Raw genomic sequence first — 23,080 nt, 5'->3', positions numbered from 1 at the left:
CGTCCCGCCCGGGAGGAATCTACCGGCCGGTATTCAGTTCCGCATACTCCATGGGTCGACGGCGGCCACTGTCGTCCACTGCCCACCCGCGGCAACGGACCCCGGCGGGACCTCGTCGCGGTCGGTGACGACCACGACCCCGAGGTCGTCACCCGGTGCCTCGTTCAACGCGTCTACCAGCGAAGACGGCACGAACGCATGGGTTACCCATTCGTCGGCCACGACGGCGGCGAGGTCGGCGCCGGGCTCGGGCACGATCACCACCGCCCCCGCGATCCCGGCAGCCAGGATCGCGAAGATGCGCCACTGCTCCGCCGTGAGGTCGCACACCAGCGACCGCGATTCGTAGTCCAGCTTCAGCGCGGCCGCACCGCCGCGGACCACGGCGACCAGTTCGCCGTGGTCGAGCCCGCGGCCGGCCACCCACAGCGCGGGGTGCTGCGGCTGCAGGACCCGGACCCGCTCCGAGTAGTCGACCGGCCGGTGGGACAGCGTGTCCACGGCCGTCACCGTCGCCGGGTCGTCGAGGCACACCCAGCGCGCGGCGGCGGACCGACGGGCGTCCGACCCGGTCGTCGTCAACCCGAGCCCGGGTGTCTCCGCAGGCGTGGCGGAGCCGGACACGGCGGGCACGATCGCGGCACCCGCCTTGGTCACCGCCCAGAGCGCGGTGATCAGCTCGGGGCCCGCCGGCACGGCGACCGCGACGCCGTCGCCGGGCCCGACGCCCTCGGCGATGAGATACCGGGCCCACTGCGACGACCGGCGGTCGAGGTCGAGGTAGGTGACCTCGACGCCGTCCGCGACGAACGCCGGGGCCTCGGGATCGGACTCCACGGCGACCTGCCACTCCTGCGGCACCGTCCGCTCGACGCGGTCGGGGACCGCCACCGGCTCGGGCTCGATGACCGTGGGCGCCGTGCGCTCGGTCTCGGTGCGGATGTCGATGTCCCCGACCACCGCGTCGGAGGTTTCCGCGACGGCGCGCAGGACGGTCACGAAGCGTTCGGCGAACGTCGCGACGGTGCCGGCGTCGAACAAGTCCACGGCGTAGGTGAACCCGACGTGCATGCCGGCGGCCGAGCCGCCCGGGTGCTCACGCGGATCGACGGTCACCTGCAGGTCGAACTTCGCGGCGAGTTCACAGGCGTCGAGGGCCTCGACGGTGAGACCCGGCAGTTCGAGCCGCGCCGCCTCGGTGTTCTGGAACGACAGCACCGTCTGGAACACGGGATGCCGGGCCGGGGAGCGCACGGCCACCACGTCGTCGACCACCCGCTCGAACGGCACGTCGGCGTGCCCGAACGCCTCGAGGTCGACGGCGCGGGCCCGGTCGAGCAGCTCGGCGAAGGTCGCCGCCGGGTCCACATCCGTGCGCAGGGCGAGGGTGTTGACGAACATCCCGACGAGGTCGTCGAGGCGCCGGTCACCGCGGCCCGCGACGGGCGTGCCGACGACGATGTCGTGGGTGCCGCTGAGCCGGGCGAGCAGCACGGCGAGCGCCGCGTGGACGACCATGAACAGCGACGCCCGGTGCTCGAGCGCGAGGGCGTCGAGCCGCTGCCGGATCTGCGCGTCGACCTCCACCGCCACCGTGCCGCCGCGCAGCGACGGCTGCGGCGGCCGGGGCCGGTCCGTGGGCAGATCGAGCAGTTCGGGCACCCCGGCCAGGCGCGAACGCCAGTAGGACAGCTGGGCACCGGCCGGCGACTGCGCATCGTCGGCGTCACCGAGGACCCGACGTTGCCAGAGCGCGTAGTCGGCGTACTGCACCTCGAGCGGCGCCCAGGCCGGCGTGCCGCCCGACAACCGCGACGCGTAGGCGGTCATCAGATCCCGTGCCAGCGGCGCCAGCGACGCACCGTCGGCGGAGATGTGGTGGACGACGAGAGCGAGCACGTGGTCGTCGGCGCCGACCGAGACGATCCGGCCGCGCACCGGCACCTGCGCGGAGACGTCGAAGCCCTCGGCGGCGAGGGCGACGACCTCGGCGAACGCCTCCTGCTCGGACGCCACCTCGACCGGCACGACCGCGGGCACCACCGCGTCGGCGTCGAGGACGTGCTGGTAGGGCCCCGTCTCGTCCTGCGGGTACCGGGTGCGCAGCGACTCGTGCCGCTCGATCACGTCGCGCACCGCGGCGGTGAGCGCCGCGGTGTCGAGGCGGCCACGCAGCCTGATCGCGAGCGGGATGTTGTAGCTCGCGGAGGCGGGATCGAGCTGGTTGAGCACCCACATGCGTTGCTGGGCGAGCGAGAGCGGCACCCGATCGGGGCGAGGCCCGGCGGTCAGCGCGGGCCGGGGCGCCGATTCCGCGTGCGCGTCGGCCCGGGCCGCGAGTTCGGCGACGGTCGGTGCCTCGAACAGTTCGCGGATCGCGAGGGCGGTTCCGAGCGACTCGTTGATCCGCGCGATCACCCGCGTCGCGATGAGCGAGTTGCCGCCGAGCTCGAAGAACGAGTCGTCCGCACCGGCCCGCTCGACGCCGAGCACGTCGGCGAACACCTGCGCGACGGCGCGTTCGGCGGCGGTGGCCGGTTCGCGGCGCCCGCCCGCGGTGGTGGCGGTCGCCTGCGGCACCGGCAGGGCGCGCCGGTCGAGCTTGCCGTTGACGGTGAGCGGCAGCTCGTCGAGGACGACCACGAGGTCCGGAATCATGTAGCCGGTGAGGAAGGCACCGAGCTGCTCGCGCACGCGGGCCACGTCGACGTCCGCGCCGGCGCGGGGCACGACGTAGCCGACGAGCCGGTCGCCGAGACCGTCGTCGCGGACCACGGCGACCGCCTGGGCCACCGCGTCGGCACGCAGCAGCGCCGCCTCGACCTCGCCCAGCTCGATGCGGAAGCCCCGCAACTGCACCTGCGCGTCGCTGCGCCCGGCGTACTCGAGCTCGCCGTCGGCGTTCCACCGCGCGACGTCGCCGGTGCGGTACAGCCGGCCCGCCCCGAAGGGGTCGGCGACGAACCGTGCGGCGGTCAGTCCCGGCCGGCCGAGGTAGCCGCGGGAGAGCTGGTCACCGGAGACGTACACCTCGCCCGGCACCCCGACCGGGACGGGCTGCAGCCGCCGGTCGAGCACCCGCAGCCGCAGCCCCGGCAGGGAGCGGCCGATCCGGCTGGCGGCACCGGGGCGCGCGGCGCCGCGGTCGAGGGCCAGGAACGACACGTGAACCGTGGTCTCGGTGATGCCGTACATGTTGACCAGCGTCGGCGCCACGGGCCGGCGCCCGTACCAGCCGTCGAGCTTGCCGAGGTCGAGCGCCTCGCCGCCGAACACGACGTATCGCAGTGCGAGCGGATCGGCGTCGGGACGCTCCACGGACGCGACCCGGTCGGCCTCGTCGAGCTGAAGGAACGCCGAGGGGGTCTGGTTGAGCACGGTGACCCGCTCTGCCCGCAGCAGCTCGAGGAACTGTTCGGGCGAGCGTGAGGTCAGGTAGTCGACGACGACGAGCCGGCCGCCGTACAGCAGCGGTCCCCACAGCTCCCACACCGTGAAGTCGAATGCGTAGGAGTGGAACAGCGTCCACACGTCGTCGGCACCGAACCCGAACAGCGGTTCGGCGTTGTCGAACAGGGTCAGCACGTTGCGGTGGGTGACCGCGACGCCCTTGGGGAGGCCGGTGGAGCCGGAGGTGTAGATGACGTAGGCGCGGTTGTCCGCATGCAGCGGCGCGCTCCGCTCGGCGTCGGTGAGCGGCCCGGACGGCGCGTGCGGGTCGTCGTCCTCGATGTACACCCGGGGCAGGCCGACGTCCGGCAGTGCGTCGCCGTCACCGGTGGTGGTGGTGACGACGCAGCGCGGACGTGCGTCCTCGAGCATGTACCGCAGCCGCTCCGCCGGATACGTGGTGTCGGTGGGCAGATACGCGGCACCGGACTTGAGCACCGCCAGCAGCGCCACGATCAACTCGGCCGACCGGGGCAGCGCGACGGCCACGAGCTCCTCCGGGCCCGCCCCGGCCGCGACGAGCCGGCGGGCGAGGCGGTTGGCGCGCGCGTCGAGCTCGGCGAACGAGAGGGTGCGTCCGGCGAACGTGACGGCCGGGGCGTCGGGGCTGCGGCGGACGACGGCGTCGAAGCGGTCGGCGAGGGTCGCCGCTGCGGGCACCCGGACCCCGGACCCGAGCGTGCTCCACTCGGTGAGGATCCGCTCGGCCTCGGCGTCGTCCAGGAACGGCAGCGCGCCGACCGGGGTGGCGGCGTCCACGGTGACGCCGCGCAGGATCCGGCTGAACCGGTCGGCGAGGGACCGCATGGTGGAGGCGTCGAAAAGATCGGTGGCGTAGGCGAGTTCGACGGTCATCCCGCCGGGGGCGCCGCGCTCCGAGAGCTGCTCGGCGACGGTGACCTGCAGATCGAACTTCGCGATGGCCGTGTCGAATTCGACCCCGGAGATGCTCAGGTCGGGCAGCTCCAGGGCGGACTGCGGCAGGTTCTGGAAGGTGAGCATCACCTGGAACAGCGGGTGCCGGGCCTGCGAGCGGGGCGGGTCGAGCACCTCGACGAGCCGTTCGAACGGCATGTCGGCGTTCGCGAACGCCTCGAGATCCGTGCCGCGCACCCGGGCGAGCAGGTCGGCGAACGGCTCACCGGGTTCGACGGCGGTGCGCAGCACCAGCGTGTTGACGAACATGCCGATCAGGTCGTCCAGGGCGGCCTCGCCGCGGCCCGCGACGGGGGTGCCGACGGCGATGTCGTCGGTGCCGGACAGCCGGGCCAGCAGCACGGCCAGCGCCGTGTGCACCACCATGAACACGCTCGCGTTGTGGGTGCGGGCCAGGTCGGCGAGCGCCGCGTGCAGTTCGGCGTCGATCGGGACACGAAGGGCGGCACCGTGATTGGACGCAACGGCGGGACGGGGCCGGTCCACCGGGAGGGTGAGTTCCTCGGGCAGGTCGGCGAGCTGCGCGCGCCAGTAGGCGAGCTGCCGCGACAGCACGGATTCCGGATCGTCCTCGTCGCCGAGCACCTCGCGCTGCCAGAGCGCATAGTCGGCGTACTGAACCGACAACGGCGGCAACGGATTCGGCTCGTCACGGGTGCGCGCCCGATAGGAGGCGACGACGTCACGGGTCAGCGGCGTCATGGAAAAACCGTCGCCGGAGATGTGGTGCACGACGAAGACGAGCACGTGCTCCTCGTCGGAGATCCGCAGCAGCGCGACGCGCCACGGCACGGCGGCGGTGACGTCGAACCCGGTGCCGACCAACTCGAGGACGCGAGCGGGAACGTCCTCGGCCGCAACCTCGACGGGGGCGAGATCCGGCAGTACCTCGGCCACCGGCAGTACCACCTGGTAGCCGTCGCCGTCGGTCTCCGGGTAGACGGTGCGCAGCGACTCGTGCCGGGCGACGAGGTCGGCGACCGCGCCGCGCAGGGCCTCGACGTCGAGACGCCCGGCGAGCCGGATCGCGACGGGGATGTTGTCCACCGCCGACTCGGGCGCGAACCGGTTCAGGAACCACATGCGCTGCTGGGCGAGCGACAACGGGATCCGCTCGGGGCGGTCGCGGGCGACCAGCGCCACGGCACCCGAGCCGGCCTGCGACTCGAGCCGCGCCGCGAGCGACTCCACCGTCGGCGCCTCGAACACCAGCGGCACCGGCACCCGGGTGTCGAGGGCCGCGCCGAGCCGGGCGACGAGCCGGGTGGCGACGAGGGAGTTGCCGCCGAGGTCGAGGAACGAATCGTCGAGACCGACCCGCTCGACGCCGAGGACGTCGGCGAAGACGTCGGCGACGGCCTGCTGGGCCGGGGTCTGCGGCGCCCGGTACTCCCGGACCGCGAACACCGGGGCGGGAAGGGCCGCGCGGTCGAGCTTGCCGACGGGATTGAGCGGCACCTCGGCGATGGGGACGACCGCCGCCGGGAGCATGTAGTCGGGCAGGAAGCCGGCCGCGAACTCGACGAGAGCGCCGGTGTCGAGGTCCGCGCCCCCGGCGGCCGGCACGACGTAGGAGACGAGCGCGGTCTCCCCGGAGGGCAGGGCGCGGCCCACGGTGGTGGCGAACTCGACGTCCGGGTGCCGGACGAGGACCGCGTCGATCTCGGTGAGTTCGATGCGGTAGCCGCGGATCTTGACCTGGAAGTCGGAGCGGCCGAGGTACTCGATCACACCGCTGTCGTCCCGGCGCACGAGGTCGCCGGTGCGGTACATGCGCGCCCCGCCGTCCGCGAACGGGTTGGCGACGAACCGGTCGGCGGTCAGGCCCGGACGGGCGTGATACCCCAGCGCGAGCTGTGCGCCCGCCAGGTACAGCTCACCGGTGACACCGGCGGGGACCGGGCGCAGGTGCGTGTCGAGCACGTATGCCCCCACGCCGGGGATCGGGGTACCGATGCGGATCGGCTCGCCCGGGTGCAAGGGGGCACTGCTCACCGCCAGGACGGTCGCCTCGGTCGGCCCGTATCCGTTGAAGAAGTCGCGGCCGGGCGCGGCCCAGCGCTCGACGAGATCGGGACCGAAGCTCTCCCCCGCCACCACGACCACGCGCAGGTCGTCCAGGCCCTGCGGGTCGACGGACCCCAGCGCCGCCGGGGTGATGAAGGTGTGGGTGACGCGCTCGGCCGCGAGCAGCTCCGCCAGGTCCGCGCCGCCGACGATCGTCGGCGGCGAGACCACCAGGGTCGCGCCGGCGGTGAAGGCGCTCAGCAGCTCGAGCATCGACACGTCGAAGCTGGGCGAGCAGATGTGCAGCACCCGCGCCTCGGCGGTGACCCGGTAGTGCTCGCGTTCGGCGGTGATCAGGCCGGCGATGCCGGTGTGCGGGACGGACACGCCCTTCGGCAGGCCCGTCGACCCGGAGGTGTAGATCATCCAGGCCGGGTGCAGCTCGGACAGCGGCCGGATCCGATCGGCGTACGACACCGGGTGGCCGGGGCGGGCGGCGATGTCACCGGCCACGCCGGGATCGTCGAGCGCGGTCCACCGCACCGAGCCCGGCAGGTCCGCGGCGAAGGCCGTGAGGGTCAGGCCGACGGCCGCGCCGGAGTCGGACACCATGTGCAGGACCCGCTCGGCCGGGTACTTCGGGTCGACGGGCAGGAACGTCGCCCCCGACTTCGCCACCGCCCACACGGACAGGACGGACTCCGCCGAGCGGGGCACGGCGACCGCCACCACGTCGCCCGGGCCGATGCCCCGCTCGATCAGCAGCCGCGCCAGCTGCGACGACTTCTCGTCCAGCTCCCGGTACGTGAGCGTCGCCCCGCCCGCCGCGACGACCGCCGGGTGATCGCCGCGTTCCTCCACGGCCGATACCAGCAGTTGCGGCAGCAACGTCGCCTGGGTGCGGGTGCGGGAGCCCCGCTGGGGCCGGGTGGGGGCGGGACGGCGGCTGCGGGCGGGGCGTTCGCGGCGCTCGACGGCCGGCGACTGGGGAGCGATCGCCGGATCGCTCCCGCCCAGGCTGCCGTCGTGTCGAGAAGACCGCATGTAGATGCCCACATCCTTCGCTTCGGTTCCGTTGCTCGCGCGCGAACGAGCAAGCATAGTCACTGCGCCCGGCGCCCTCGGCGGGACCGTACCGGCCGGTAGCCGCCACTCGTTCATCCACCGATGCGCCCGCGACGTTACCCTCGGGCCCCCGCCGGGACCGGACGCGGTGAGGCTCCCCCGACGAAAAGGGGAGCCTCACCGCGGCGGGCCGGACCTCAGGCGACGACGACCCGATGGGCCGTGCGCCACCGCTCGAGCAGGTCCTCCGGCGCCCGATCGACCACGACCACCACCGCCAGATCCTCGAGCCCCCCGGGTTCGAGGGTGTCGAGCGCGTCGGCGGTCAGGTGGGCATGGGTGACCCACTCGTCGTACAGGGCGGCGTCGAGTGCCTCCCCCGAGTCGGCGCCCTCCGGCACCACGACGACCGTCGCGCCGGTGGCCGTGACCAGCATCGGCTCGAGCGCACCGGCCTCCGCCGCGGTCGACCCGACCGCGGCGCTGCGCGACTCGTAGGTCAGGCCGTACTGCTCGCGCAGCTCGCCGATCCGGTCGATCAGCTCGGCCTGGGTGAACGTGCGGGTCGCGGTGACCAGGGCCGGGCTCTCGGACCCGACGACCCGGAGCCGGTCCGCGTACGAGACGGGGTGTGCGGCCTGCGCCGCCTGCTCGGCGCGCAGCTGCTCGTCGTCGAGCGGCAGCCACGTGACGGTGCCGGGCAGGCCGGCGGTGAGTTCCGCCACGGTCAAGCCCAGCGTCACCCCTGCGGCGCCCGGCGCCCCGACGAACGGGCCGCCGGGATCGACCATCAGCAGGGCCGCGCCGGTCTTGGCGACCGCCCACTGCGCCACCACCGACTGCACCGACCGCGGGACGGCGACGGCGACGACGTCGCCGGTGCCGATGCCGCGCGCGATGAGCAGCCGCGCCAGCCGCGACGACCGCGCGTCCAGCTCGCGGTACGGCACCTCGGTGCCGTCGACGGCCACGGCCGGGGCTTCCGGATCCTCCTCGACCACGTGGGCCAGCACGGCGGCGAGCGTGCGGCCGGTGCTCGCGGCCGAAGCCTGCGCCGGCTCGGCCTCGGCGACGAGGTGTGCCCGCTCCGCGGCGTCCATGAGGTCGATGTCCCCCACCGCCGCCTGGGCGTCGGCCACGAAGGCGTCGAGGACCCGCACGAACCGCTGCGAGAGCACGGTCACCTCCGTCTCGTCGAAGTACCGCTCCAGGTACTTGAAGGTGAACACGATCTCCGACTGCGCGAGGGTGAGCAGCGTCAGCGGGTAGTGGGTCGCGTCGTCGAGCCGGACGTCCGTGACGGTCATGCCGTCGAGGTCCGTGGCGGCGGAGGACAGCGCGGCCCGGTCGATCGGGTACGACTCGAACACGAGCAGCGTGTCGAATCCGATCCGCCCGCCCGCCCGCTGCTGGATCTCGGTCAGACCCAGGTAGTGGTGGCCGAGCAGTTCCGCCTGTTGTGCCTGCACGCGGCGCAGCAGCTGCGCGACGGTCTCGTCGTCATCGGTGTCCACCCGCACCGGCAGGGTGTTGATGAACAGGCCGACCATCGACTCGACGCCGGGCAGCTCGGCCGGCCGGCCGGACACGGTGGCGCCGAAGGTCACGTCGGAGCGTCCCACGATCCGGCCGAGCAGCACCGCCCAGGCCGCCTGCACCAGGGTGTTCACGGTGACCCCGAGGCTCGCGGCCAGGGCGGTCACCGCCGCGGCGCGTTCCTCGTCGAACACCACGTGCACCGAGGAGATGGCGTCCGCGTCGGGATGCCGCACCGACGGGGCGAGGACGGTCGGCTCCTCGACGCCGGCGAGTGCCTTCGCCCACACCTCGAGCGACGCCTCCCGGTCCTGCTCCGCCAGCCACTCGAGGAACTCCCGGTAGGAGCGGACGGCCGGGAGCGCGGTGGTGTCCCCGTGCGTGACGTACAGCGCCATGAGGTCCTGCATGAGGACCGGCATGGACCAGCCGTCGAGCAGGATGTGGTGGACCGTCACCGCGAGCAGCGAGCGGCCCTCGGCCACGTCGACGAACAGGAACCGGATCAGCGGGGCGGTGCCGAGGTCGAAGCGCCGGACCTGCTCGTCGCGCAGGATGCGGGCCAGCTCGGCGTCGCGGGCGTCCTCGGCGAGGCCGCCGAGGTGCTCGTGCCGCCACTGCACGTCGACGTCACCCAGCACCAGCTGCACGGGATCGCCGCTGTCGGTGACGAACACCGTCCGCAGGTTCGGGTACCGGTCCAGCAGCGCCTGCGCCGCGGCGCGCAGCCGCTCCGGATCGACCGCACCGCCGAGTTCGAGCACCGCCTGCATCGTGTAGACGTCCACGCTCGCCTCGGTCATGAGCGCGTGGAAGTGCAGACCCGCCTGCAGCGGCGACAGCGGCCACGCGTCGGTCACCGACGGGTACCGCGACTGCCACACGTCGAGGTCGTGCTGGGCGACCGACACGAGCGGCACGTCCGACGGGGTCAGGCCCCCGGCGCCCGGCTCGCGGACGTGGCGGGCCAGCGCAGCCAGGGCCTCATGCCAGTGCTGTGCCAGCTCCTCGATCTCCGAGCGCTCGACCACCCCGGCGGGGAAACCGAAGCGCGCCTCGAGCTGTGGGCCCTCCGGGCGGTACGACACGGTCGCCGCGACGTCGATCGTCGCGGTGACGGGCAGGCCGGCGGGGCGGACCGTGAGGTCGCCGAACGCATCGGCCGGCGCCCACGCACCGCCCGGGACCGGCTCGCCGTAGTGGAACGCAACCTGCGGCCGCGGAGCGCCGAGCTCCCCTGCGGAATCGGGGTCGAGGTGCCGCAGCAGACCGAAGCCGGCACCACCGTCGGGCAGGGCCCGCAGCTGTTCCTTGACCGCCTTGACGGCGGCGCCCATCGCCGGTCCCCCGGCGAACGCGTCGTCGAGGTCGATTCCCTCGAACCCGGCACGGAACGGGAATACGGTGGTGAACCATCCGACGGTCCGGGACAGGTCGGCACCGGGGACCACGGCCGCGTCGCGTCCGTCCCCGTCCACCGCGAGCAGCGTGGACGTCTCGTCGATGCCCCGGTCCCGGCGCCACCGCACCAGCGCGAGGCCGAGCGCGGTGACCAGACCGTCGCGGACGGTGCCGTGGAACCGCTCGGGCACCGCGGTGAGCAGCGCCTCCGTGTCCGCGGCGGGGACGGTGCCGCGCACGTGCTCGACCGTGGCGCCGAGATCGACGGCCGGGTCGAGCGGGCGGTTCCCGATCGGGAAGTCCGGTCCGTCGAGGATCGAGCGCCACAGTGCGAGTTCCGTGCGGCGCTCGGGCCGGCCGGCCGCCTCGACCAGCCCGTGCGCCCAGCGGCGCAGGGAGGTACCGACCGGGGGCAGCACCACCGGGCGTCCGGCCGCGAGGGCGTCGTACGCGGCGGCCAGATCGTCGACCAGGATGCGCCAGGACGCGTCGTCGGCCACGAAACGGTGGGCGACGATCAGCAGCGTCTCGCCGCGCCCGTCGTCGATGCGGACGAACTGCACCATCCGGCCCGCGGCGGGGTCGATTCGCTCGACGGCCGCCCCGAGGGCCCGCTCGGCGCGGGCCCGCACGTCGTCGGCCGCGTCCGTTTCCGGTTCCGCCTGCGCCAGCAGGGTTTCCGGGTCGACGGTGCCGGTGGCACGCACCCGCAGGGCGACGGCGCCGTCGGCGTCGTGCTCGACGATCGCACGCAGCGCGTCGTGATGGTCGACGAGCACGCCGATCGCCCCGGCCAGGGCGTCGTGGTCGACGCCGGAGGGCAGGATCACCGCCGTGGCCACGGCGAGTCGTTCGACGTGGCCGGCGGCGTCGAGCGCGTCACGCATCGCCGGCGTCAGCGGGACGTCGCCGACACCGCCACCGGGCAGTTCCGCGGGTGCACCCGCCCCACCGCCGGTGAGGGTGGCGACCTCCGCCAGACCCGCAACGGTCTTGCGTTCGAACACGTCCCGCGGGGTGAACACCACGCCGCGGGCCTTCGCGCGCGAGACCAGCTGGATCGAGACGATGCTGTCGCCGCCGAGGGCGAAGAAGTCGTCGTCGAGACCGACCTGTTCGAGACCGAGCACCTCGGCGAACACCCGCGCCACGGCCTCCTCCGTGACGGTGGTCGGCGCCCGGAACTCCCGGGCCTCGAACACCGGCGCCGGCAGCGCCCTGCGGTCGAGCTTGCCGTTGACGTTCAGCGGCAGCGCCTCGAGCACCACGAACGCCGCCGGCACCATGTACGACGGCAGGTCCCGCCCGAGTTGCGTGCTCACGTCGGCGACGTCGAGCACGACGCCGGGCTGCGGCACCACGTAGGCGATCGCCTGCGGTCCGACCCGGTCGTCCTCGCGGACGATCACCGCCACGTCCCGGATACCGTCGACGCCGCGCAGCGCGGCCTCGATCTCGCCGAGCTCGATGCGGAAACCGCGAATCTTGACCTGGAAGTCCGTGCGTCCGACGTACTCCAGGCGACCCGCTGGATCCCACCGCACCAGGTCACCGGTGCGGTAGAGCCGTTCGCCGTCCCCGAACGGCGAGGCGACGAACCGCTCCGCCGTCAGATCCGCCCGGCCGTGGTAGCCGCGCGCCAGCTGCGCACCCGCCAGGTACAGCTCACCGGGCACGCCGGCCGGGACCGGATTCAGCCGCGCGTCGAGCACGTACACCCGCGAATTCCACTCCGGGACACCGATCGGCACCGACACCCCGGTGGCGTCGTCGACCTCGTGGAAGGTCACCGACACCGCGGCCTCGGTCGGACCGTACAGGTTGTCCAACCGGGCCGTGTTGTGCGCCAGGAACCGTCGCGCCGTCGCCGCCGGCAATGCCTCACCGATCGCGAGCACCCGTCGCACCGACGCCGGGAGCCGGTCCTCGCCGTCGACGAGGAGCGTCTCGAGCATCGACGGCACCACGTGCAGGGTGGTCACGGACCGCTCCGCCGTCAGGGCGTTCAGATAGCCCGGGTCGCGGTGCCCGTCCGGCGCGGCGATCACCAACCGGCCACCGCAGACCAGCGCCGACCAGAACTCCCACACCGACAGATCGAACGTCGCCGCCGTCTTGAGCAACACCGCATCGTCGGCACCGAGCGCATACTCCGCCCGCTTCCACACCAACTGGTTCACGATCGCCCCGTGCGGCACCGCCACACCCTTCGGCCGACCCGTCGAACCCGACGTGAAGATCACATACGCCGTGTTCGACGCCCGCAACGGCGCCAACCGCTCCGCATCGGTGACCGGAGCGTCCGACAGTTCGTCGAGGTCGAGGGTGTCGAGAGTGAGCGTCGGGATCGTCTGTCCCGGTACCACGAAGCCGTCGCGCTCGGTGGTCAGCACCACCACCGGAGCCGCGACCTCGAGAATGTACCCGGTCCGCTCCGCCGGCTGGTCCGGGTCCAGTGGCACATACGCACCACCGGCCTTGACCACGGCGTACATGCCCACCAGCAACTCGACCGACCGGCGCATTGCCAGCGCCACGGTCGACTCCGGCCCCACACCCAGCGCAACAAGCTGCCGCGCAAGACGATTGACCCGGGCATCGAACTCGCCGTAGGTGAGCGTCACACCCTCGAACACCAACGCCGGCGCGTCGGGAGCGCGCCGCACCTGCTCGTCGAACAGATCCACCAGCGTCGCCGGCCCCCCGACCGCACGAGCGGTCTCGTTCCACGCCTCGAGCACCCGCACCCGCTCGGCCGCCTCGAGAATCTCGATATCCCCCAGCGCCACCGACGGATCGGCCACAATCGCCTCGAGCACCCGCACGAACCGCTCCGCGAACACCACGACGGTTGGCTCGTCGAACAGATCCGTGGCGTACGTGAGCACGCTCGTGATCCCCTCGGGGGCGCCGTCGTCGGCGTACCGGTCGGTGACCACGAGATGCAGGTCGAACTGCGAGGTCTGCAGGTCCGCGTCCACACCGGAGACGGTCAGTCCCGGCAGCTCGAGGCTCGTCGTCGCGAGGTTCTGGAACGACAGGCCCACCTGGAACAGCGGATGCCGCGCCGTCGACCGCTCCGGATTGAGCACCTCCACGAGCCGCTCGAACGGCACGTCGGCGTTCGCGAAGGCCTGCAGGTCCCGCTCCCGCGCCTGGTCGAGCAGGTCGGCGAAGGACTCGCCGGGCTCGACCCGGGTGCGGAAGACCAGCGTGTTGACGAACATGCCGATCAGATCGTCGAGTTCACGCTGACCGCGGCCGGCGATCGGCGTGCCGATCGCGATGTCGTCGGTGCCCGACAGCCGCGCGAGCAGCACCGCGAACGCGGCGTGGACGGCCATGAACAGCGTCGCGCCCCGGCCCCGGGCCAGCTCGACCAGCTGCCGGTGCAGGTCGGCGTCGATCGTGAAGTCGATCTTCCCGCCCGCGAAGGACTGCACGGCCGGTCGCGGCCGGTCGGTCGGCAGATCCAGCTGGTCCGGCAGATCCGCCAGGGCCTGCTTCCAGTACGTCACCTGCTTCGCAGCCACCGACGCCGGGTCGTTCTCGTCGCCGAGCACCCGCCGCTGCCACAGGGCGTAGTCGGCGAACTGCACCGGCAGCGGTGCCCAGTCCGGAGCGTTCCCGGTCGACCGGGCGACGTACGCCGCCACGAGATCGCGGGTGAGCGGCCCCATCGAGGAGCCGTCCGCCGAGATGTGGTGGACGACGAAGGCGACGATCATCTCGTCCTCGCCGACGGCGAACAACCGCACCCGGATCGGGGCCTCCGACGTCACGTCGAAGCCGGTGTAGGCCAGCTCGCGGATCCGATCGGCGACCTCGTCCCAGGTGGTGACGACGGGTGTCAGGTCCGGGACCACCGCCGTCACCGGCAGCACGACCTGGACCGCGCCGTCGTCGGTCTCCGGGTACGCCGTGCGCAGCACCTCGTGCCGGGTGAACACGTCCCGGATCGCGTCCTGCAGCGCCGCGACGTTCAACCGGCCCGAGAGCCGCAGCGCCACCGGCAGGTTGTAGGCCGCCGACTCCGGGTCGAAGCGGTTGAGGAACCACATGCGCTGCTGGGCGAGCGAGAGCGGCACCCGTTCCGGCCGCGGCCCGGCCACCAGTGGCACGGAGCCGCCGGATCCGGCGTGCTGCTCGACGTGCGCCGCGAGCGCCTCGACCGTCGAGGCGTCGAACAGCACCCGCACCGGCACCCGCGAATCCAGCGCCGCACCCAGGCGCGCCACCAGCTGCGTGGCGATCAGCGAGTTACCGCCGAGCGCGAAGAAGTCGTCGTCGAGACCGACCCGGTCCACGCCGAGGACCTCGGCGAAGATGCCCGCGACGATCTCCTCGATCGGAGTCGTCGGGGCCCGGAACTCCCGCGCGGCGAACGTCGGCGCGGGCAGCGCCTTGCGATCGAGCTTGCCCGAGGTGTTCAGCGGGAACTCCGCGAGCACCACGATCGCCGCGGGCACCATGTACGACGGCAGCGTCCGCGTCACGAACGCGATCACCTCGCCCGCGTCCACCTCGTGGCCCGGCGCGGGAACGACATAGCCGGCGAGCTGGTCGCCGGTAGGGGTCGGCACCACCAGCACCGCGGCCTGGTTCACCGACTCGTGCGCCAGCAACGCCGTCTCGATCTCGCCGAGCTCGATGCGCTGACCGCGGAACTTCACCTGGAAGTCGGTGCGGCCGATGTACTCGAGTTCCCCGGTTTCGTTCCAGGTGACCAGGTCGCCGGTGCGATACATCCGCTCCCCCGGCGCCCCGAACGGGTTCGCGACGAACCGGTCGGAGGTCAGGTCCGGGCGGCGGACGTAGCCGCGGGCCAGCTGCACGCCCGCCAGATACAGCTCACCCGGGACCCCGACCGGCACCGGCCGCAGCCGGCCGTCGAGGACCAGCACCCGCACGTTCCACTCCGGGACGCCGATCGGCACCACGTCGACCGGTCCGGTGGCCGGCGCCTGCCAGAAGGTGGCCGACACCGCCGCTTCGGTCGGGCCGTAGAGGTTGTCGATCGCGGCCGTGCTGATGCGCCGCACGCCCTCGATCGTCTCCGGCGGCAGGGCCTCGCCGATCACGAAGATGTGCCGCAGCGTGGCGCACGACTCCCGGTCGACGTGGGCGGCGAACACCGTGAGCATCGACGGCACGAAGTCGGTGATCGTCACCTTCTCGCGGGCGATGACGTCCGCGACGTACACCGGGTCGCGGTGGCCGTCGGGTGTCGCCACGACCAGCTTCGCCCCCACACTCAGCGGCATGAAGAAGCCCCACAGCGACACGTCGAACGTCGTGGCCGTCTTCTGCAGGTAGACGTCCTGTGCCGTCATCTCGAACTCGTCGAGCATCCACGCCGTCTGGTTGACGATGGCGCGGTGCGTGACGGCGACGCCCTTGGGCCGGCCGGTCGAGCCGGACGTGAAGATGGCGTAGGCCGTGTTGTCCGGGCGCAGCGGCGCACGCCGGTCCCGGTCGGTGACGGGCGCGTCCGAGACCGCCGACAGATCCAGCTCGTCGACGAGGACGGCGTCGACGGTGAGCCCGTCGGGAACGGTGAACTCGTCGCGGGCGGTCGTGACGATGCACACCGGGTCGGCCGTGTCGAGGATGTGCCGGACACGGTCGACCGGGTGATCCGGATCGATCGGCACCCATGCGCCGCCGGCCTCGACGATCGCGTACATGCCCACCAGCAGGTCGAACGACCGCCGGATCGCCAGGCCCACCAGGGACTCCGGCCCCACCCCCTGCGAGATCAGGTGCCGCGCGAGGCGATTGACGCGGGCGCCGAATTCGGCGTACGTCAGCTCGGCACCCTCGTAGGCCAGCGCCACCGCATCCGGGGTGCGCCGGGCCTGCGCCTCGAACCGGGACAGGAGCAGTTCGGTGCCGTCGAGGGCGTGGTCCGAGTCGTTCCACCCGTGCAGGATCTGCTCGAGTTCGGCCGCGTCGAGCAGATCGACGTCGCCGACGGGCAGCGCCGGCTGCTGTGCGATCGCTTCGAGGACCCGCACGAACCGCGACAGCAGCGTCTCGACCTGCTGCACGTCGAACAGCCTGCGCTGGTAGCGCAGGTCGAGGTCCATGCCGGATCCGACATGGATGAACAGGCTCAGCGGGTAGTGGGTGGCGTCGTTCGTGCCGACGCCGGTGACCGACATGCCGTCGATCGACGCCGCCTGGTCGGCCAGGCCCTTCTCGTCGAGCGGGTAGGACTCGAACACCGTGAGGGTGTCGAACGCCACGGTCGGCCCGGCGACCCGCTGGATCTCGGTGAGACCCAGATGATGGTGCTCGAGCAACTCGGCCTGCTCCTGCTGCAGGCGCTGCAGGAACCGCTCGATCGGCTCCTGCGGATCGAACGTCACCCGCACCGGCAGGGTGTTGATGAACAGGCCCACCATCGACTCCACGCCGGGCAGGTCCGCCGGCCGGCCCGACACGGTGGCGCCGAAGACGACGTCGTCGCGTCCGGTCGACCGGCCGAGCAGCACGCCCCACGCCGCCTGGACGAGGGTGTTGACGGTGACGCCGAGCCGGGCCGCGGCCGAGGCGATCTCGGCCGTGCGGGCGTCGTCGAGCAGCAGCCGCACGCGGTCGGCGCCCTCGGCGCCGGGGTGCCGGTCGGTCGCCGGGGCGAGCAGCGTCGGCTCCTCGAACCCGTCGAGCACCCGGGCCCACGTGGCGCGGGAGGCGTCGAGGTCACGCTCGGCGACCCACGCCAGGAACGACCGGTAGGAGCGGGCCCGCGGCAGCGGCGACGCATCCCCGCGGGTGGCGTACAGCATCATCATGTCCTGCATCAGCAGCGGCATCGACCAGCCGTCGATGAGGATGTGATGCACGGTCACGCCGAGCTGGTAGCGGCCGTCGCCGAGCGACGCGAGGACGAACCGGATCAGCGGCGCCTCGTCCATCGCGAACCGGCGCGCCTGCTCCTCCCGCCAGAACGGGACCGTCGCGCGCACGCCCTCGGCGGCGACGAGCTGCGACAGGTCGGCCTCACGCCACGGCACCCGCACGCCGGAGAGCACCACCTGCACCGGGGCACCGGCGGCGTCGGCGACGAACACCGTCCGCAGGTTCGGGTACCGGTCGAGCAGCGCCTGCGCCGCGCCGCGCAGCCGCTGCGGATCGACCACGCCGTCGAGGTCGAGCACGGCCTGGATCGTGTAGACGTCCACGCTGGATTCGTCCATGAGGGCGTGGAACAGCAGGCCCGACTGCAGCGGGGACAGCGGCCATACGTCGGTCGCCGACGGGAAGCGCGCCTCCCACGCCTCGAGGTCCTGCTGGGTCACCGACACGAGCGGCACGTCCGACGGGGTCAGGCCGCCGGCGCCGGGCTCGCTCGCGTACCGGGCCAGCGCCGCGAGCGCGTCCACCCAGTAGGCGGCGAGGGACTCGACCTCGTCCGGGCCGAGAAGGCCGGTCGGGAAGGCGAATCCGGCCGCGAGCTGCGGTCCGTCCGCACCGTCGGACACGATCGCGTTGATGTCGACGACGGCGTTGGCGGGCATGTCCGCGTCGAGGGCGGCGTCGACCCCACCGAGCGCGTCCGTCGGAACCCAGCCGATCGCGGCGAGTTCCTCGGGCACGTCCGCGGCGGACACCCGGCCGAGGTAGTTGAAGCTCACCTGCGGCTGGGTGGTGTATGCGGACAAGATCTGCGAGCCGACCGGATCGAGGTGGCGCAGCAGGCCGTAGCCCATGCCCTTGTCCGGGATCGCCAGGAGCTGTTCCTTGACGGCCTTGACGGCGGATCCCATGGCGGTGCCGCCGGCGAAGGCGTCGTCGACGTCGATGCCGGTCAGGTCCACCCGCACGGGATGCGCGCTGGTGAACCAGCCGACGGTGCGGGACAGGTCCGCACCCGGCACGACCGACTCCTCGCGGCCGTGACCCTCGAACTTCAGCAGCGCGGACGTCGCGTCGACGCCGCGGTCGCGCCGCCACCGGGTCAGCGCCAGGCCGAGCGCGGCGATGAGCCCGTCGTTGACGCTGCCGTGGAACAGCGCGGGCACCGCGGTCAGCAGCGCCTCGGTGTCGGCCGCGGGGATGTTCACGTCGAGACGCTGCACGGTCGACGCGACGTCGACCGCCGGGTCGAACGCGCGGCCGCCGAGCAGCGGGTCCAGCCCGTCGAGCACCGACCGCCACAGCTCCAGCTCCGCCCGGCGTTCGGGCGCGCGCGCGGCGTCCACCAGACCGTGGGCCCAGCGGCGCAGCGACGTGCCGACCGGCGGCAGCGCGACGTCCTGTCCCGCCGCCACCTGGCCCCACGCGACGGCGAGGTCGGGCAGCAGGATTCGCCAGGAGACGCCGTCGACCACGAGATGGTGGGCGACGACGAGCAGCACGCCGGGGCGTTCGCCGGGTCCGAAGTCGAACCACACGAACCGCAGCACCCGTCCCTCGGTGGGCGCGAGCCGGTCGAGCGCGGCGTCGAGCTCGCGCGACGCGACCGCGGTGAGCGCGGCGGCGTCGATGTCGGCGGGCACCTCGACGCGGGTGACGAGTTCGTCGGCGTCGACCGTGTCCGCGGCACGCACCCGCAGCACGGGAGCGCCGTCGGCGTCGTGCTCGAGGATCGACCGCAGCGCGTCGTGGTGGTCGACGACGGCGCCGATGGTGCGCACCAGCACGTCCCGGTCGATGTCCTTGGGCAGCGTCACCGCCACGGACTGGGAGAAGCGGTCGAACCCGCCACCCCAGCCGAGCACCTCGCGCATGATCGGCGTGAGCGGCACCTCGCCGACGCCGCCGCCGGGCAGTTCCTTCAGACCGCCGGGGCCCTCGCCCGCGGTGGTGCGGGTCGCGACCTCGGCGAGACCGGCGACCGACCGGCGCTCGAACACGTCACGCGGCGTGAACACGACGCCGCGGGCCTTGGCGCGCGAGACCAGCTGGATGGAGACGATGCTGTCGCCCCCGAGCGCGAAGAACGACTCATCGACGCCGACCCGGTCGAGGCGCAGCACCTCGGCGAACACCTCGGCGATGATCTCCTCGAGATCATTGCTCGCGGCCCGGAATTCGCGCTCCTCGAGCTCCGGTTCGGGCAGCGCGTCGCGATCGAGCTTGCCGACGGGGGTCAGCGGGATCTTGTCGAGCACGACGAGCGCGGAGGGCACCATGTGCGCCGGCAGCGAGCGGCCGACGAACTCGGTCAGCGCGGCGGTGTCGATCGTCGCGCCCGCCTTCGGCAGCACGTAGGAGACGAGCACGGTGCCGCCGGAGGGCGTCGTGCGGCCCAGCGTGGCCGCGAACTCCACGGTCTCGTGGGACGTCAGCGCCGAGTCGATCTCGCCGAGTTCGATGCGGAAACCGCGCACCTTGACCTGGAAGTCGCTGCGCCCGACGAACTCGAGTTCGAGCCGGTCGTCGTCCATGACGCGCCAGCGCACCATGTCGCCGGTGCGGTACATCCGCCCGCCGTCCGCCGTGAACGGATCGGCGACGAACCGTTCCGAGGTGAGCACCGTGCGCCGGTGGTAGCCGCGGGCGAGGGCGGCACCCGACAGGTACAGCTCACCCGCGACACCCACGGGGACGGGCCGCAACCGCGAGTCGAGAACGAGGGCGGTCGTGCCGCGCACGGGGCCGCCGATCGTGATCGGATCCCCGGGCCGCACGTGCGCATAGGTGGAGATGACCGTCGCCTCGGTCGGGCCGTAGCCGTTGAGCAGCGTGCGGCCGGGCGCCCACCGGTTCACCAGCTCCGGCGGCAGGGCCTCACCACCGACGACGACCACCTCGAGGCTGTCGAGGCCCTCGGGGTCGACGGTGCCGATCACCGCGGGGGTGATGATCGTGTGGGTGGGGCGTTCGGTGCGGAACAGTTCCGCGAGGTCGGGGCCGCCGATGATCGTCGACGGCACGACGACCAGCGTCGCGCCCTGGGAGAACGCCGCGATCCACTCCATCACCGACGGGTCGAAGCTCGGCGACATGATGTGCAGGAACCGCGAGCGGGACGTCAGGCCGTACAGGTCGATGATCGTGTCCAGCAGCCCACCGAGGCCGGTGTGGGTGACCACGACGCCCTTGGGCCGGCCCGTCGAACCCGACGTGTAGATCAGGTAGGCAGGGTGCTGCGGGCGCAGCGGCCGGACACGGTCGGCGTCGGTGATCGGTGCCGACGAGCGGGCCGCGACGTCCGGTGCGAGACCGGGATCGTCGACGACCAGCCACTCGGCGTCGTCGGGCAGGCCGGCCCGGTGTGCGGTTCCCGTGATACCCAGGGCCGCACGGGAATCGGAGAGCATGTAGCGCACGCGCTCCGGCGGGTACGACGGATCGACCGGCACGTGTGCGGCGCCGGCCTTCGCCACCGCCCACACCGCACGGACCATGTCGTAGGAGCGCGGGAACGCCACGGCGACGATGTTCTCGGGGCCTACGCCGCGCTCGACCAGCAGCCGCGCGAGCCGGGACGAGTCCTCGTCGAGCTCGCGGTAGGTGATCGACCGTCCCTCGTGCCGCACGGCGGTGGCGTCCGGGTCCAGGGCCGCACCGGCCGTGAGGAGGTCGGCGAGGGTTCCGCCGCTGACGACGTCGGTGCCGCGGACGTGGGTCAGCCGCTCGAGCTCGTGCGGCGCGAGCAGCGGCAGGTCACCGACGGGCAGGGCCGGGTCGGCCAACGCCGCGTCGAGGAGGTGCGCGAAGCGGGCGGCGAACCCCTCGACGGTGCCGGCGTCGAACAGGGACCGCGCGTAGGAGAACTCGGCGGAGATCCCGTCCGGTCCGCCCTCGGTGGTGGTGTGCTCCCGCAGGGTCAGTGCGAGGTCGAACTTGGCGCTGTCCACGTCGAACGGCACCGTGGACACACTCAGCTCGGGCAGCTCGAGTCCGGTCTCGGGGAGGTTCTCGAACGACATGGCGACCTGGAACAGCGGGTGCCGGGCCGTGGACCGCTCGGGGTTGAGGATCTCGACGAGCCGCTCGAACGGAAGATCCGCGTGGGCGAACGCCTCGAGATCGCTCTCGCGGATGTGCCCGAGATGCTCGGCGAACCCGGCGTCGGCGTCGATGTGGCTGCGCAGCACCAGGGTGTTGACGAACATGCCGATCATCTCGTCGAGTTCGGCCTCACCGCGGCCGGCGATCGGCGTGCCGATCGCGATGTCGTCGGCGGCGGACATGCGCGCGAGGAACACCGCGAGGGCGGTGTGCATGACCATGAACAGCGTCGTGCCGCTGCGCCGGGCGAGGTCGGCGGCCTGCCGGTGGGTGGCCGCGTCGATGCGGAACTCGACCGTGCCGCCCTCGAAGGCCTGCACCGACGGCCGCGGCCGGTCGGTGGGCAGGTTCAGCTCGTCGGGCAGGCCGGCGAGCGTCCGCTTCCAGTAGTCGGCCTGCGCGGAGACGAGGCTGTCCGGATCGTCCTCCGATCCCAGGACCTGCCGCTGCCACAGCGCGAAGTCCGCGTACTGCACCGGCAGCGGCGCCCGGTCCGGTTCGTGCCCCGCCGCGCGCGCGACGTAGGCGATCATCACGTCCCGCGTCAGCGGTGCCATGGACCAGCCGTCGGCACTGATGTGGTGCGCGACGAACACCAGCACATGGTCGTCGCCGGCGATCCGGAAGAGCTTGGCGCGCAGGGGGATCTCTTCGGTGACGTCGAAGCCGGCGGAGACCACCTCGGTGACCCGGGCGACGAGGTCGGCCTCGGAGACCGGTTCGGGCGTGAGATCGGGTGCGGCCTCGGCGACCGGGAGGACCACCTGGAAGGCGTGCCCGTCGGACTCCGGGTAGACGGTGCGCAGCACCTCGTGCCGGGCGACGACGTCGCGCACCGCGGCCCGCATGGCGTCCACGTCGAGCGTTCCGGTCAGCCGGACCGCCACCGGGATGTTGTTGACCGCCGACCCGGTGTCGAAGCGGTTGAGGAACCACATGCGCTGCTGCGCCAGCGACAGCGGGATCCGGTCCGGCCGCGGCTGCGGCACCAGCGGCGGACGACCGCCCCCGCCGGCGTGCTGCTCGACCGCGACGGCGAGGGCCTCGACCGTGGGCGCCTCGAAGACGACCCGGACGGGGATCTTCGCGTCGAGCGCGGCCCCCATGCGGGAGACCACCTGGGTGGCGAGCAGCGAGTTGCCGCCGAGCTCGAAGAAGTCGTCGTCGACGCCGACCCGGGCGAGGCCGAGCACCTCGGCGAACACGCCCGCGACGATCTCCTCGACGGGGGTGCTCGGAGCGCGGAACTGCCGCGCCTCGAACACCGGTTCCGGCAGCGCCTTGCGGTCGAGCTTGCCGTTGACGTTCAGCGGCAGCGCCTCGAGCACCACGAACGCCGCCGGCACCATGTACGACGGCAACGCGCCGGCGAGCCCGGACTTCACGTGCGCGATGTCGAGCACCGCGCCCGTCTCCGGAACCAGGTACGCCACGAGCTGCGTGCCCGCCCGGTCGTCCTCCCGGGCGATCACCGCCACGTCGCGCACCTCGTCGGCGCCGCGCAGCGCGGCCTCGATCTCGCCGAGCTCGATGCGGAATCCGCGCACCTTCACCTGGAAGTCGCTGCGGCCGAGGTACTCCAGGCGGCCGGTGGTGTCCCACCGGACGAGGTCGCCGGTGCGGTAGAGCCGCTCGCCGTCGCCGAACGGGGAGGCGACGAACCGCTCCGCCGTCAGATCCGCCCGGCCGTGGTAGCCGCGCGCCAGCTGTGCACCGGCGA

At 72.8% G+C, this 23,080-nt stretch carries 2 protein-coding genes (1 of these 2 only partly in view); both read right to left on the bottom strand.

Annotated elements, in window-relative coordinates:
- Positions 1-33: 33 nt before the first annotated feature.
- The gene (locus tag A4U64_RS06410; protein ID WP_084648713.1) at positions 34-7,437 is read right to left on the bottom strand and encodes a non-ribosomal peptide synthetase; all 7,404 of its coding nucleotides are present in this window, start codon (positions 7,435-7,437) and stop codon (positions 34-36) included.
- 218 nt (positions 7,438-7,655) lie between these two features.
- Positions 7,656-23,080, bottom strand: partial view of a non-ribosomal peptide synthetase gene (locus tag A4U64_RS06405; protein ID WP_065922346.1) — the 3' portion only. 14,119 nt of this gene lie beyond the right edge of the window; only the last 15,425 of its 29,544 coding nucleotides appear in the window; its start codon lies beyond the right edge, outside the window; the stop codon is at positions 7,656-7,658.

Origin of the sequence: Rhodococcus sp. WB1 (assembly GCF_001700945.1) — a bacterium.
In the GTDB taxonomy this organism is placed as follows: domain Bacteria; phylum Actinomycetota; class Actinomycetes; order Mycobacteriales; family Mycobacteriaceae; genus Rhodococcus; species Rhodococcus aetherivorans.
This window is presented reverse-complemented; position numbering and strand designations above follow the sequence as displayed.

Bases quoted from the DNA above. Each gene is read 5' to 3' on its own strand.
- A4U64_RS06410 (WP_084648713.1), bottom strand. From the start codon at position 7,437: ATGCGGTCTTCTCGACACGACGGCAGCCTGGGCGGGAGCGATCCGGCG.